A 14,295-nucleotide genomic window follows, 5' to 3' on the forward strand; every position below is an offset into this window, starting at 1 on the left:
TCGGTTCAGCAGGTTTGCTCAGGGAGCAGGGCTCGGCCACTGGCCGGGCCCTTTTTGCTTCTGGCGTGCGGGTTTGGGCGCGCGCTGGACTGGCGCGGCCTCTTGTGGCCTGCGAAAGCGCCTTCATCCTTTTTGGCAGTGCGTTGTGCATCGGCGCCTCGAGGCGAGGGCCCGCTACAATCGCCGGCTCACCGTCTGTCCACCAACAAGGGCGAGAAAGGCAATCTGGTTATGACACCGCGAACTACAGGCACCGAATCGTTCGGTCCGCTTTCCGAAGGAAGCGGCCGGTAGGCCCGCGCAGCGCCGGCAGGTCCGGCTCGCTCATCCAGCACGAAGCGCGGCTCACCCCCGCGCTTTTTTGTTTTCCGCTCCGAGGTTTTCCATGATCCAGATCACGCTCCCCGACAACTCTCGCCGCGAATACCCCAGCCCCGTGACGGTCGCCGAAGTGGCCCAGTCCATCGGCCCCGGTCTTGCCAAGAACACGGTGGCCGGCAAGGTGGACGGCAAGCTGGTGGACGCCAGCGATCTCATCGACCACGATGCCCGCCTGCAGATCATCACGCCGAAGGACGAGGAAGGGCTGGAGATCATCCGCCACTCCTGCGCCCACCTGGTCGGCCATGCGGTCAAGCAGCTCTATCCGACTGCAAAGATGGTGATCGGCCCGGTGATCGACGAGGGCTTCTACTACGACATCTCCTACGAGCGCCCCTTCACGCCCGACGACATGGCCGCCATCGAGCAGCGCATGAGGGAGCTGATCGCCCAGGACTACGACGTCACCAAGAAGATGACGCCGCGCGCCGAGGTGATCGAGGTGTTCAAGTCCCGTGGCGAGGACTACAAGCTGCGCCTGGTCGAGGACATGCCCGACGAGCAGGCCATGGGCCTGTACTACCACCAGGAATATGTGGACATGTGCCGCGGACCGCACGTGCCCAACACGCGCTTTCTGAAGGTCTTCAAGCTTACGAAGCTGGCCGGCGCCTACTGGCGCGGCGATGCCAAGAACGAGCAGCTGCAGCGCATCTACGGCACGGCCTGGGCCGACAAGAAGCAACTCGATCAGTACATCCAGCGCATCGAGGAGGCCGAGAAGCGCGACCACCGCAAGCTGGGCAAGGAACTCGATCTGTTCCACATCGACGACGTCGCACCCGGCGTGGTCTTCTGGCATCCCAAGGGCTGGGCCCTGTGGCAGGCCGTCGAGCAGTACATGCGCCAGGTCTACAAGGACACGGGCTACCAGGAAGTGAAGGGCCCGCAGATCCTCGACAAGAGCCTGTGGGAGAAGACGGGCCATTGGCAGAACTACCGCGAGAACATGTTCGTCACGGAGTCGGAAAAGCGCGACTACGCGCTGAAGCCGATGAACTGCCCCGGCCATGTGCTCATCTTCAAGAGCGACCTGCGCAGCTACCGCGAACTGCCGCTGCGCTACGGCGAGTTCGGCCAGTGCCACCGCAACGAGCCCTCGGGCGGCCTGCACGGCATCATGCGTGTGCGCGGCTTCACGCAGGATGACGGCCACATCTTCTGCACGGAGGACCACATCCTCGAGGAATGCGTGGCCTACACGTCGCAGTTGCTCACGGTGTATGCGGACTTCGGCTTCACGGACATCCTCTACAAGGTGGCCACGCGCCCCGAGCACCGCATCGGTTCCGACGAGCTCTGGGACAAGGCCGAAGGCGCGCTGATGGAAGCGCTGCGCCGATCGGGCGTGGACTTCGTCATCGCCCCGGGCGATGGGGCCTTCTATGGCCCCAAGATCGAGTACACGTTGCGCGACGCCATCGGCCGCCAGTGGCAATGCGGCACGATGCAGGTGGACTTCAACATGGCCGAGCGCCTGGGCGCCGAGTATGTGACGGAGTCGAGTGGCCGCGCCCATCCGGTGATGCTGCACCGAGCCATCGTCGGCAGCCTCGAGCGTTTCATCGGCATGCTGATCGAGCACCACGCCGGCGCCATGCCTGTTTGGCTCGCGCCGGTGCAGATTTCGGTGCTGAACATCACGGATGCGCAGGCCGACTATGCTGCGGAAGTTGCGAAAACGCTGCGCCATCAAGGGTTTAGGGTGCAGCTCGATCTGCAGAACGAGAAGATCACGTATAAAATACGCAAGCATTCGCTGCAAAAGCTTCCCTACATCCTCGTCGTGGGTGACAAGGAAAAGGAAGCCGGTGCCGTTGCGGTGCGCGCCCGAGGCAATGTCGACCTCGGTGTCATGTCGGTGGAGGCGTTCTCCCAAAAGATCGCCGACGACATCTCCAGCAAGCGTTGACAACCCTCAGGTCCGGCTTTCCTGCCGGGCCTGCGCTTTACTTGGGTGCGTGCCAACAACGGCGTTAGCTACAGAATTTGTAGCATCTGATGAAGGACTGAAGCCATCGCTACTGCATTTCGCGACCGTCGCCAACGCGAGGAACGCCAACACCGCCTGAACCGGGAAATCATGGCCCCGGAAGTTCGCCTGTTCGGACCCGAAAACGAGGCCCTGGGCGTTGTGAGCCTTTCCGAGGCATTGCGTCTGGCCGGCGAGCACGACGTGGACCTAGTCGAGGTGGTTGCTGCCGCCAATCCGCCGGTCTGCCGGTTGATCGAGTACGGCAAGTTCAAGTTCCTCGAACAGAAGAAGGCCGCCGAGGCGAAGTCGAAGCAGAAGGTCATCGAGGTCAAGGAAGTCAAGTTCCGGCCCGGTACCGACGATGGCGACTACAACATCAAGATGCGCAACATCCGGCGTTTCCTGGACGACGGCGACAAGTGCAAGATCACGCTGCGCTTCCGCGGTCGCGAGATCACGCACCAGGAGCTGGGCCTGGCCCTGCTGCAGCGCATCCGGGACGAACTGGGCGACGCCATCGTGGTCGAGCAGTTCCCCAAGCTGGAAGGCCGGCAGATGATCATGATGATCGCGCCGGGCCGCAAGAAGGGTGGGGCGGCTCCCAAGGCCGCCGAGCCGGCAACGTCCGGCCAGGCCTGAAGCGCGAGCTTCGCCTGCCTGCAAAGGATTTCGCCGCCGGCGCCGCAAGGCGCGGGTGGCGGGATGAAGAAGTGCCTCGAAGGCCAACAAGTTCGGGAAGGATTCCCGGCGCCTTGCGAGCACAAGTAAAAGGAGCATTCACATGCCCAAGATGAAGACCAAGAGCAGCGCGAAGAAACGCTTCCGCGTTCGTCCCGGTGGCACCGTCAAGCGCGGTCAAGCCTTCAAGCGTCACATCCTGACCAAGAAGACCACCAAGAACAAGCGCCACCTGCGCGGTGCGGTGACGGTTCACGAGACCAACATGGTTTCGATGGCCGCCATGCTGCCCGGCCAAGGCATTTGATCAACCGACGAACTAGGAAGGATTCAACATGCCTCGCGTCAAACGTGGTGTAACCGCTCGCGCCCGCCACAAGAAGGTTCTCGCCCTTGCCAAGGGCTTCCGCGGTCGTCGCGGCAACGTCTTCCGCATCGCCAAGCAGGCGGTGATGAAGGCGGGCCAGTACGCCTACCGTGACCGCCGCGCCAAGAAGCGCGTCTTCCGTCGTCTGTGGATTGCGCGTATCAACGCCGCCTCCCGTGAACTGGGCCTGACGTACAGCCAGTTCGCCAACGGCATCCGCAAGGCCGGCATCGAGATCGACCGCAAGGTCCTCGCCGACATCGCCGTGCACGACAAGGCGGCTTTCGCCGGCATCGTGGAGCAGGTCAAGGCCAAGCTGGCTGCTTGATTCCGCCCAGTGCGCGTCCGCTCCGGCGGAGCCGCGCACGCCCACGGTTCCAGGGCTGGCGCTTGAAAAAGCTCCGGCCCTTTTTCATGGGCCCCGCAGCGCGCGCATCGACCCCAGGTTGGTGCGTTTGCCCCCAGCGGTCACGGCCCTCTCCATTTCTCCGCATCGCACGCATTCCATGAACGAACTGGACACCCTGGTCGACCAAGCCCGTGCCGCCTTCGCTGGCGCCCGGGCACCCGCTGAGCTCGAGAACGCGAAGGCGCAGTTCATGGGCAAGTCCGGCCGCGTCACGGAACTGATGAAGGGCCTGGCCCAGTTGCCGGTCGACGAGAAGAAGAGCCGCGGCGCCGCCATCAACGTGGCCAAGCAGGCGATCGAGGCCGCGCTCAATGCCCGGCGCCAGGAACTGGCCGATGCTGAACTCAACGCACAGCTGCAGGCTGAGGCGCTGGACGTCACGCTGCCCGGCCGTCGCCGTGTCGGGGGCGGCCTGCACCCGGTGGCGCGCGCGCAGGAACGCATCGAGGCCATCTTCGCCAGCATGGGCTTCGACGTGGCCGACGGCCCCGAGGTCGAGACCGACTGGTTCAGCTTCACCTCGCTGAACAACCCGCCCAACCATCCGGCGCGTTCGATGCAGGACACCTTCTACGTCGACATGAAGGACGACGACGGCCAGCTGTTCAACCTGCGCCCGCATACCTCGCCGATGCAGGTGCGCTATGCCCAGGCTCATGCGCGCCAGTACGCCGGCCAGGAGAGCATGCCCGACATCCGTGTGATCGCGCCGGGCCGCACCTACCGTGTGGACAGCGATGCCACGCATTCGCCCATGTTCCATCAGGTCGAGGGCCTGTGGATCGGCCAGAACGTCAGCTTCAAGGACCTGAAGGTGATGTACCTGGATTTCATCCAGGCCTTCTTCGAGACCAGCGCGCTCAAGCTGCGCTTCCGCCCCAGCTACTTCCCTTTCACCGAGCCCAGCGCCGAAATCGACATCATGTTCGAGAAGGGGCCGCTGGCCGGCCGCTGGCTGGAGGTCTCGGGCTCCGGCCAAGTGCATCCGCAGGTGGTGCGCAACATGGGCCTGGACCCGGAGAAGTACATCGGCTTCGCCTTCGGTTCGGGCATCGACCGCTTGGCCATGCTGCGCTACGGCGTGAGCGACCTGCGCCTCTTCTTCGACGGCGACCTGCGTTTCCTGAACCAATTCCAATAAGACGAGGGCGACCCGATGCAATTCCCCGAATCCTGGCTGCGCGCCTTCTGCAATCCGCCCCTGTCCTCCGAAGCCCTGGCCGACACGCTGACCATGGGCGGCTTCGAAGTCGAGGAGCGCCGCCCCGCCGCGCCACCCTTCACCAAGATCGTCGTCGGCGAGATCAAGGAGGCCGTGCAGCATCCGAATGCCGACCGCCTGCGCGTGTGCCAGGTGGACGCTGGCCAGGGTGGGCTGCTTAACATCGTCTGCGGCGCGCCCAACGCCCGCGTCGGCATCAAGGTGCCTTGCGCGCTCGTCGGTGCCGAGCTGCCTCCGGGCGAGGACGGCAAGCCCTTCAAGATCAAGCTGGGCAAGCTGCGCGGCGTGGAAAGCCAGGGCATGCTGTGCTCCGCCCGCGAGCTGGGCCTGAGCGACGACCACGGCGGCCTGCTCGAACTCACTGGCGATGCGCCGGTGGGCGCCGACGTGCGCGATCTGCTGCAGCTCGACGACGTGCTGATCACCATCAAGCTCACGCCCAACCTGGCGCATGGCCTGTCGGTCTACGGCATCGCGCGCGAACTCTCGGCGCTAACGGGTGCGCCGCTGCAGACGCCGGTGATCGAGCCCGTGCAGCCACAGCTGGACGACAAGCTGCCGGTGCGCGTTGAAGCCGCCGACCTGTGCGGCCGCTTCTCCGGCCGCATCGTGCGCGGCGTGAACACGCGCGCCGCCACGCCGGCCTGGATGGTCGACCGCCTGGCGCGCTGCGGCCAGCGCAGCGTGTCGCCGCTGGTGGACATCTCCAACTACGTGATGTTCGAGTACGGCTCGCCCTCGCACATCTTCGACCTGGACAAGATCCACGGCGGCCTGACGGTGCGCTGGGGTCGCGCGGGCGAGCAGCTCAAGCTGCTCAACGGCAACACCGTCACTGTCGACGAACAGGTGGGTGTGATCGCCGACGAGCGCGAGGTCGAGTCCCTGGCCGGCATCATGGGTGGCGACGCCACGGCCGTGTCCGACGACACGAGCAGCATCTACATCGAGGCGGCCTTCTGGTGGCCGGCCGCGATCCAAGGCCGTTCGCGCCGCTTCAACTTCTCGACCGACGCCGGCCATCGCTTCGAGCGTGGCGTGGACCCGAGTCGCACCGTCGCCATGATCGAGCGCATCACCCGCCTGGTGCAGGAGATCTGCGGCGGCCAGGCTGGCCCCATCGACGACCAAGTCTTGAAGCTGCCCGAGGCCGCGCCGGTCACCCTCCGCGTCGCTCGCGCCGAGCGTGTGATCGGCATGCCGATCACCCAGGCCCAGTGCGCCGACGTGCTGCGCAAGCTGCACCTCGACTTCACCGAAGGCGAGGGCACCATCACCGTCACGCCGCCGCCGCACCGCTTCGACATCGCCATCGAGGAAGACCTGATCGAGGAGGTCGCCCGCCTCGTCGGCTACAACAACCTGCCGTCCACGCCGCCGCTGGCGCCCATCCGCGCCCGCGTGCTCTCGGAAGCGCAGCGCAGCCGCTTCGCCGTGCGCCGTCGCCTGGCCGACCTGGGCTACCAGGAGACGATCAACTTCAGCTTCGTCGAGGCCGCCTGGGAGCGTGACCTCGCGGGCAACGCCAACCCGGTGCAACTGCTCAACCCCATCGCCAGCCAGATGAGCGTGATGCGCTCCTCGCTCATGGGTTCGCTGCTGGCCGTGCTCAAGTTCAATCTGGACCGCAAGGCGCCGCGCGTGCGCGTGTTCGAGGTGGGCCGCGTGTTCGTGCGCGACGACGCCGTCGTGACCAGCGACAGCAGCGTCAAGGGCGTACGCCAGCCGGTGCATGTGGCGGGCTTGGCCTGGGGCGATGACGAGGCTGCGCGCTGGGACGGCAAGCCGCAGCGCGTGGATTTCTACGACGCCAAGGGCGATGTCGAAGCGCTGCTCGCGCCGCGCGCCGTGCGTTTCGAGAAGGCGGAGCATCCCGCGCTGCATCCGGGCCGCTGCGCCCGGGTGCTCGTGGATGGCCAGCCGGTCGGCTTCATCGGCGAGTTGCACCCGCGCTGGCGCCAGCAGTGGGATCTGCCCTTCGCGCCCATGCTGTTCGAGCTGTCCCTCGACGCCGTGACGGCGCGAGCCATGCCGGCCCTGCGTCCGGTGCCGCGCCACCAGTCCGTGGAGCGCGACATCGCCGTGGTGGTGGCTGAATCGGTGAGCCACGACGCCCTGCTGGACGCCGTGCGCGCCGCCGACACCGGTGGCCTGCTGCGCGATGCGGCGCTGTTCGACATCTATCGGCCGGCGCCTGAGGCGAATGTTGCCGCGGCCGGCGCCCTCGCCGCGGGCGAGAAGAGCATGGCCGTGCGCCTGGCCTTCCTGGGGGAGGCCACGCTGACCGACGAGCAGGTCGATGCCGCCGTGGCGGCCATCGTGGCGAAGGCCCAGCAACAGGTCGGCGCCCGCCTGCGTGGCTGACACCGAGGACGACGACATGGAATTCAAGATCGACGCCATCGAGACGCCCGCGCTGACCAAGGCGCAGCTGTCGGAACTGCTGTTCGAGCAGATCGGCCTCAACAAGCGCGAAGCCAAGGACATGGTCGAGGCCTTCTTCGAGGTCATCGCCCAGCGCCTGATCGAAGGTGACGAGGTCAAGATCTCGGGCTTCGGCAACTTCCAGATCCGGACCAAGGCGGCGCGGCCGGGGCGCAATCCGCGCACGGGCGAATCGATCCCGATCGGCCCGCGCCGGGTGGCGGTCTTCCACGCCAGCGCCAAGCTCAAGGAGCAGTTGCACGAAGCCGTCGCGGCCGACGCCGCATCGCCGGTCACGGCCGCCCCCATCGAGGCCGAGCGCGCCGAGCTTGGTTGATGTCAGTGCGAGCCCGCAGGGCGCCCAAGCGCACGCAGTGCTGCGGCACCCGGGCACGAGGACCCGGTCACATCTGCGCGCACTTTGAACGTTCGGTGTCTGGTATGTGCTGCACTGCTGGAGTAACCTCGCACGTTTGCCTCGCACCGTGTTGATTTCGATGGAGAACAGCCTCCCTCCGATTCCCGTCAAGCGCTACTTCACCATCGGTGAGGTGGCTGAGTTGTGCGGGGTCAAGCCGCATGTGCTGCGCTACTGGGAGCAGGAATTCACTCAGTTGCGGCCCATGAAGCGCCGGGGCAATCGCCGCTATTACCAGCATCACGAGGTGCTGATGATCCGCCGCATCCGGGACCTGCTCTACGAGCAGGGCTTCACGATCAGCGGCGCCCGCAACCGGCTGCAGGAACTGGCGCAAGCCGAGCGCGAGCGTCGCCGCCGTGGGGACATGCCTGTCGACGAGGTCGACGCCCAACCTGCCTTCGCCGAGCCGTCCTTCGACGACGAGCCCGTCTTCGAGGAGCCGCCCGCGTTCGTGGCGGAGGGCGCGCGCCACTCGGCGCATCGTGTCGCGGCCGACGCCGAACTGGTCGTCGGGTCGCCGTTGCCGATGATCTCGGACGCTTATCCCGTGGCGCTGCTGCGCCGCGAGCTGGTGGAGATCCGAGACCTGCTCAGCTTCTACTGAGCGAAGCGAATTTCTCTCTTCGAAGTTCGCGAAGACGGTCAAATCCGGTATATACTTTATGGCTTCGGTGTGTGGCGCAGCCTGGTAGCGCACTTGCATGGGGTGCAAGGGGTCGAAGGTTCGAATCCTTTCACACCGACCACTATTAAAGAAGCTGAAAGCCGCTGTGGAGTCAAATCCACAGCGGCTTTTTTGTTTTGGGTGTTGTGTGTCTCGCGGGCTGAACGGCCCGGCTTTCGAAAACAGGAGTTCCGTTTTGGACATCGTTCTGCTGACCAAGGCCGCCATCATGGGCATCGTGGAAGGGCTCACCGAGTTCCTTCCGATTTCCTCCACGGGTCACCTCATCCTCGCCGGCTCGCTGCTAGGCTTCGATGACGGCAAGGCCAAGGTCTTTGACATCGCGATCCAGACCGGCGCGATCTTCGCGGTGATCCTGGTCTACTGGCAGAAGATCAAGTCCACCGTCGTGGCCTTGCCCCGTCAGCGAAAAGCGCAACGTCTGGCGCTCAATGTGCTGATCGGCTTCCTGCCCGCCGTGGTGCTGGGCCTGCTGTTCGGCAAGGCCATCAAGGCACACCTGTTCATCCCCACCGTGGTGGCCAGCACCTTCATCATCGGCGGCTTCATCATCCTCTGGGCCGAGAAGCGGCCGCCGGGTGCCGTGCGCGTCGAGCATGTGGATGACATGACGCCCTGGGACGCGCTCAAGGTCGGCCTGGTGCAGTGCTTTGCCATGATCCCCGGCACCAGCCGCAGCGGCTCCACCATCATCGGCGGCATGCTGCTGGGCCTCTCGCGCAAGGCGGCGACCGACTTCTCCTTCTTCCTGGCCATTCCCACGCTGATCGGCGCGGGCGTCTACAGCCTCTACAAAGAGCGCGCGCTGCTGTCGGTGGCGGACATCCCGATGTTCGCCGTCGGCCTCGTGTTCTCCTTCATCAGCGCCTGGCTGTGCGTGCGTTGGTTGCTGCGCTACATCTCCACCCACAGCTTCATTCCCTTCGCCTGGTACCGCATCGTGTTCGGCCTGATCGTGCTGGGTACGGCCTGGAGCGGGATGGTGGTCTGGGCGGATTGAGTGGCGCGGGGCGGGTCATCGCGCCCCGGTTTCGACCAGCTCAGCCCGAACGGTTGGAGGGCGCATACGCCGGGTGCAGCGCGGTTCCCTGAGCCTGCACATGAGGTGCAAACAGAAAAGCCACCGGTCGCAGGCCGGTGGCTTTTGTCCTTTGGCGCACCGCGTGGCGCTCGCCGACCCCCATGTCCCACGCGGTCCGAGAAAGCCCTCAGAGCAGGTTGCGCAGCGTCGCTTCGATGGCTGCTGCCGTGGCGATCGGCTTTTCCATCGGAAAGAGGTGCGTGCCGTCCAGCATGCTGATGCGCCCGCGCGTCAGGCGCAGCGTGGCCGCCATGCCTGCGCGCTTCATCTCCACCGACTGGCGGCCGCCGATGAAGGCGCAGGGACACTGCAGCGGCCGGCTGCGCAGCAGGCGGCCGATGTTGTCGGGCAGGTTGTCGTAGATCGCGGTCTCGACATCGCGGTCGAAGGCGAGGGCGCGGGCATCGCCATGCACGAAGGTGCCATGGTCGATGTAGTCGTGCAGCACCTGCGGATCCCAGCGCGCGAAGGCCTTCTTGTGGCGGAAGTGCTCGAACACCGCCTCTCGGTCTTCCCAGCTGTCGCGGCGCTTGCGGCTGACCATGCCCGGCGAGACGCGGCGCATCAGCGGCGTGCGCTTGACCAGCCCCAGCGTGCCGGCACGCCAGCCGTCGATGATGGGTGAATCGATCATCACCACGCCGCGTGCGAGCAAGGGATGTTTCGACGCACACATGACGCTCAGGATGCCGCCCAGCGAATGCCCGACGAGGAAGGGCGCGGTGCCCGCGCCGTCGGCGATGGGGGCCGTGAACTCGGCCAACTGCTCGACCAGGTGCGGCCAGTTGTCCGTGACCGGAAAGCGCGGGTCATGGCCGAACTTCTCGATGGCGTGCACGGCAAAGCCGCGGGCGCGCAGGCTGTCGAGCATCACCCGGTAGGTGCTGGCCGGAAAGCTGTTGCCATGCGAGAAGACGATGGGCGGCAGCGTGGCCGCGGCGGATGGCAAGGGCGCGGAGGCAGGCACGGTCGGCAGCAAGCGGTGGAATCGGGAATCGGGGTGGAAGGACAGGGGCAGACGCCGGACGGGGTGCGGCACCGCCCGGCCACGATGCGCGGACGAATCCGCAGGCCGAGCGGGCGGGCCTTCTCAGATGAGCTTCTCGTCCCGCGTCGAGATCTTGCGCAGCGCGCCGTGGCGGCCGGCCGGCATCTTCAGCGGGTGCGCCGTGTGGTCGTCGTTCCAGACCGGGTCTTCCAGGCTGTCGAAGACTTCGCGCAGCTTGCGGCCCCAGCCGTCGCGGATCATGCGGAAGTAGGGGTTGTCGGCGTCGATGCAGATCACCTTGTCGGTCTGCAGGCGGTTGGCTTCGTACACCACCAGATCCAGCGGCAGGCCCACCGACAAGTTGGACTTCATGGTCGAGTCCATCGACACCAGCGCGCACTTGGCAGCCTCGTCCAGCGGGGTATCGGGCGTGAGCACGCGGTCGAGCACCGGCTTGCCGTACTTGGCCTCGCCGATCTGGAAGTAGGGCGTCTCGGGCGTGGCCTCGATGAAGTTGCCGGCCGAGTAGACGAGGAAGAGCCGCATGCCCTCGCCCTTGACCTGGCCGCCGAGGATGAAGCTCACGTTGAAGTCCACGCCGGCCGCCTTCAGCGCCTCGCCATCGCGGTCGTACACATGGCGCACGGCGGAGCCCAGCACGCGCGCGGCGTCGAACATGCTCTTGGCGTTCCAGATCGTGATGGGCGGGCCCTCGCGGCCGCGCTCTTCCAGCTCTTCGATCTGCAGGATCTCGCGCACCGACTGCGAGATCGACAGGTTGCCGGCCGACAGCAGCACCATCGTGCGGTCGCCGGGCTGCTCGTAGACGATGGTCTTGCGGAAGGTGCTGATGTGGTCCACGCCCGCATTGGTGCGGGAATCCGACAGGAAGACCAGGCCGGCGTTGAGTTTGATGCCTACGCAGTACGTCATGGTGATGCGCGGTCGGCGGGCGGGCCGCGGAGGCTTCAGTCCCGACGCTCGCGTTGGTGCAGCTTTTTGAGTGTGTAGAGCGCTTCGAGCGCCTCCCGGGGGCTCATCGCATCGGGGTCGAGCGTGGCCAACGCGGATTCTACGGGGCTCTCCTGCGGCGTCTGGGCCACGGGCGGTGGCGCGAACAGGTCGACCTGGGCCTGCGCCTGGGTCTGCTGCGACTCCAGCGCCTCCAGCGCGCCGCGGGCATGGTGGATCACCGCCGCCGGCATGCCCGCCAGCCGCGCCACCTGGATGCCGTAGCTGCGGCTGGCAGGGCCCGGCTGCATCTCGTGCAGGAAGACGATGTCGCGGCCGCTCTCGGTCGCGCTCACATGCATGTTGAGCGCGGCGCGGTGCGTGGCCGGGAACTCCGTCAGTTCGAAATAGTGGGTGGCGAAGAGGGTGAAGGACTTCGCCCGGTCATGCAGGTGCGCCGCGATGCCCGCAGCCAGCGCCAGGCCGTCGAAGGTGCTGGTGCCGCGGCCGATCTCGTCCATCAGCACCAGCGAATGCGGCGTGGCGCTGTGCAGGATCTGCGCGGCCTCGGTCATCTCCAGCATGAAAGTGGACTGGGCGTTGGCCAGGTCATCGGCCGCGCCGATGCGGGTGTGGATGGCGTCGATGGGCCCCAGCCGGCAGCTGTTGGCCGGTACGCAGGAGCCGATGGAGGCCAGCAGCACGATGATGGCCACCTGCCGCATGTAGGTCGACTTGCCACCCATGTTGGGGCCGGTGATGACCTGCATACGCTGGCTGGGCCCGAGCCGTGTGTCGTTGGCGATGAAGGCGCCGCTGGACTTTTCGGCCAGGCGCGCCTCCACCACCGGATGGCGGCCCTGCTCGATCTCGATGCAGGGATGGGCCACGAAGCTGGGCGCGTTCCAGTTCAGCATGTGCGCGCGCTCGGCCAGCGCTGCGAGCGCGTCGAGCGAGGCCAGCGCGGCGGCCACGCGCGTCAGCGCCGGCACATGCGGCTGCAGCTGGTCGAGAAGCTGCTCGTAGAGCCACTTCTCGCGCGCCAGGGCGCGGTCCTGCGCCGACAGCGCCTTGTCCTCGAAGGCCTTGAGCTCGGGCGTGATGAAGCGCTCGGCATTCTTCAGCGTCTGCCGTCGGCGGTAGTGCTCGGGCACGCGCGACAGGGCGCTCTGCGTGATCTCGATGTAGAAGCCATGCACGCGGTTGAACTGCACCCGCAGGTTGGCGATGCCGGTGAGGGCGCGCTCGCGCGTCTCCAGTTCCAGCAGGAAGCCGTCGCAGTTCTCGCCGATGGCCCGCAACTCGTCCAGCTCGGCGTCGAAGCCGGTGGCGATCACGCCGCCCTCGCGGACCAGCGCGGCGGGTTCGGGCTGGATGGCGCGGGCCAGCAACCCGGCGCAGCCGGGCGGTGGCACCAGCTCTTCGGCGAAGTAGCCGAGCAGTGGCGCGCCCATGGGCAGCAGCGGCCCCAGGCGCTCGCACTTGACCAGCGCCAGCTGCAGCGCGACCAGCTCGCGTGGGCGCACCTGGCGCAGGGCGACGCGCGCGGCGATGCGCTCCACGTCGCTGGTGTTCTTGAGCTGCTCGCGCAGCAGCTTCCAGGGTGCCGCGGTTTCGCCGGGCGAGGGTGCGCGCAGGGCAGCGATGGCGCCCAACCGGGCCTGGGCCTCGGCCCGGTCGCGGCGCGGGGCCAGCAGCCAGCGCTTGAGCATGCGGCTGCCCATGCCGGTCATGCAGGTGTCCAGCAGCGAGAAGAGGGTGGGCGACTCCTCGCCGCGCAGCGTCTGCACCAACTCCAGGTTGCGACGCGTGGTGGCGGGCAGCTCGATCAACTCGCCATCGCGCTCGACGGCCAGGCGCTGCAGGTGCGACAGCGTGCGGCCCTGCGTGTGCTCGGCATAGCCCAGCAGCGCCGCGGCGGCGGCATGGGCCTGGCCCAGCGACTCCGCGCCCCAGGCCGCCAGACTGGCGGCGCCCAGCTGCTCGCGCAGCTTGCGCTCGCCCAGGCCGGGGTCGAACTGCCAGGCGGGCCGCACCGACAGCGTGAAGCCGCCGGGCTCCCGCTGCAGCTTCAGGCGCTGTTCGAAGGCGGGCGTGACCTCGGCGCTGTAGAGCAACTCGCTCGGGCCCACCCGCTGCAGCCAGCCTTCCAGCGCATTCGCGTCGCACTCGGCCAGGTGCACCTCGGCGCCCGTGACGCTGAGCCAAGCCAGGCCGCAGACGTTACGCGCGCCGGCATGCACCGCCATGAGGATGGCATCGTTCTTGTCGGCCAGCAGTTCGGCGTCGGTGAGCGTGCCGGGCGTGACCACGCGCACCACCTTGCGTTCGACCGGCCCCTTGGCGGCGCCGACCTCGCCCACCTGTTCGCAGATGGCGACCGACTCGCCCAGCTTGATGAGGCGCGCCAGGTAGGTGTCGACCGAATGGAAGGGCACGCCGGCCATGACCACCGGCGAGCCGGCCGACTGGCCGCGCGTGGTGAGGGTGATGTCGAGCAGGCGCGCCGCCTTCTCGGCATCGGCGTAGAACAGCTCGTAGAAGTCGCCCATCCGGTAGAACAGAAGCGTCTCGGGATGGTCGGCCTTGAGGCGCAGGTACTGCGCCATCATCGGCGTGTGGGCGGAGAAGTCGGCGCTGGCCGGCGTCGGCAGGGCGGTGCTCGGGTCTTGCAATTGCTTGTCGATGTCCAGGGGCCGCGCATGCCTGCTGC

The 14,295-nt window shown here is 66.8% G+C and carries 12 protein-coding genes and 1 tRNA gene; 10 read left to right on the forward strand and 3 right to left on the reverse strand.

Annotation, left to right across the window (positions count from 1 at the left end; all coding sequences use genetic code 11):
- Positions 1 to 385 precede the first annotated feature (385 nt).
- The 10 genes from thrS (at position 386) to ACT54X_RS06870 (ending at position 9,562) form a co-directional block, all read left to right on the forward strand.
- Positions 386 to 2,293 carry a threonine--tRNA ligase gene (thrS, locus tag ACT54X_RS06825; RefSeq protein ID WP_476345700.1) on the forward strand — a complete coding sequence of 636 codons (1,908 nt, stop codon included), beginning with the start codon at positions 386 to 388 and terminating at the stop codon, positions 2,291 to 2,293.
- 105 nt (positions 2,294 to 2,398) lie between these two features.
- The gene (gene infC / locus ACT54X_RS06830) at positions 2,399 to 2,995 is read left to right on the forward strand and encodes a translation initiation factor IF-3 (RefSeq protein ID WP_081682094.1); all 597 of its coding nucleotides are present in this window, start codon (positions 2,399 to 2,401) and stop codon (positions 2,993 to 2,995) included.
- Positions 2,996 to 3,137: 142 nt separating this feature from the next.
- Entirely contained in the window at positions 3,138 to 3,341 is a 204-nt protein-coding gene (gene rpmI / locus ACT54X_RS06835) for a 50S ribosomal protein L35 (protein ID WP_017758898.1), read from the forward strand.
- Positions 3,342 to 3,369: 28 nt separating this feature from the next.
- Positions 3,370 to 3,729: a 50S ribosomal protein L20 gene (gene rplT / locus ACT54X_RS06840; RefSeq protein ID WP_017758897.1), complete on the forward strand. Its 360-nt coding sequence runs from the start codon at positions 3,370 to 3,372 to the stop codon at positions 3,727 to 3,729.
- A 178-nt stretch (positions 3,730 to 3,907) separates the two neighbouring features.
- Positions 3,908 to 4,951 (forward strand): phenylalanine--tRNA ligase subunit alpha, encoded by a 1,044-nt coding sequence (gene pheS / locus ACT54X_RS06845; protein ID WP_294370277.1) that lies wholly within the window; start codon positions 3,908 to 3,910, stop codon positions 4,949 to 4,951.
- A 15-nt stretch (positions 4,952 to 4,966) separates the two neighbouring features.
- Positions 4,967 to 7,396, forward strand: a complete 2,430-nt coding sequence (pheT, locus tag ACT54X_RS06850; RefSeq protein ID WP_294370276.1) for a phenylalanine--tRNA ligase subunit beta — start codon at positions 4,967 to 4,969, stop codon at positions 7,394 to 7,396.
- Positions 7,397 to 7,412: 16 nt separating this feature from the next.
- Complete coding sequence (locus ACT54X_RS06855) at positions 7,413 to 7,793, forward strand: integration host factor subunit alpha (RefSeq protein WP_017760992.1); 381 nt, start codon at positions 7,413 to 7,415, stop codon at positions 7,791 to 7,793.
- 160 nt (positions 7,794 to 7,953) lie between these two features.
- Positions 7,954 to 8,481: a MerR family transcriptional regulator gene (locus ACT54X_RS06860; protein WP_294370274.1), complete on the forward strand. Its 528-nt coding sequence runs from the start codon at positions 7,954 to 7,956 to the stop codon at positions 8,479 to 8,481.
- 65 nt (positions 8,482 to 8,546) lie between these two features.
- Positions 8,547 to 8,623, forward strand: a tRNA-Pro gene (locus ACT54X_RS06865).
- A 114-nt stretch (positions 8,624 to 8,737) separates the two neighbouring features.
- Positions 8,738 to 9,562 carry an undecaprenyl-diphosphate phosphatase gene (locus ACT54X_RS06870; protein ID WP_017762249.1) on the forward strand — a complete coding sequence of 275 codons (825 nt, stop codon included), beginning with the start codon at positions 8,738 to 8,740 and terminating at the stop codon, positions 9,560 to 9,562.
- A gap of 208 nt (positions 9,563 to 9,770) precedes the next feature.
- Here the strand turns inward: ACT54X_RS06870 and ACT54X_RS06875 are convergent, their stop codons facing one another.
- The 3 genes from ACT54X_RS06875 to mutS form a co-directional block, all read right to left on the reverse strand.
- Positions 9,771 to 10,571, reverse strand: a complete 801-nt coding sequence (locus tag ACT54X_RS06875) for an alpha/beta fold hydrolase (protein WP_294370385.1) — start codon at positions 10,569 to 10,571, stop codon at positions 9,771 to 9,773.
- Between the two features lie 162 nt (positions 10,572 to 10,733).
- Positions 10,734 to 11,564: a proteasome-type protease gene (locus tag ACT54X_RS06880; protein ID WP_304307958.1), complete on the reverse strand. Its 831-nt coding sequence runs from the start codon at positions 11,562 to 11,564 to the stop codon at positions 10,734 to 10,736.
- A gap of 35 nt (positions 11,565 to 11,599) precedes the next feature.
- A complete protein-coding gene (gene mutS, locus ACT54X_RS06885) occupies positions 11,600 to 14,194 on the reverse strand; it encodes a DNA mismatch repair protein MutS (protein WP_476346084.1) in 2,595 nt (864 codons plus the stop codon).
- Between the last annotated feature and the right edge of the window lie 101 nt (positions 14,195 to 14,295).

This window comes from Pseudacidovorax sp. DMC4, assembly GCF_056314265.1.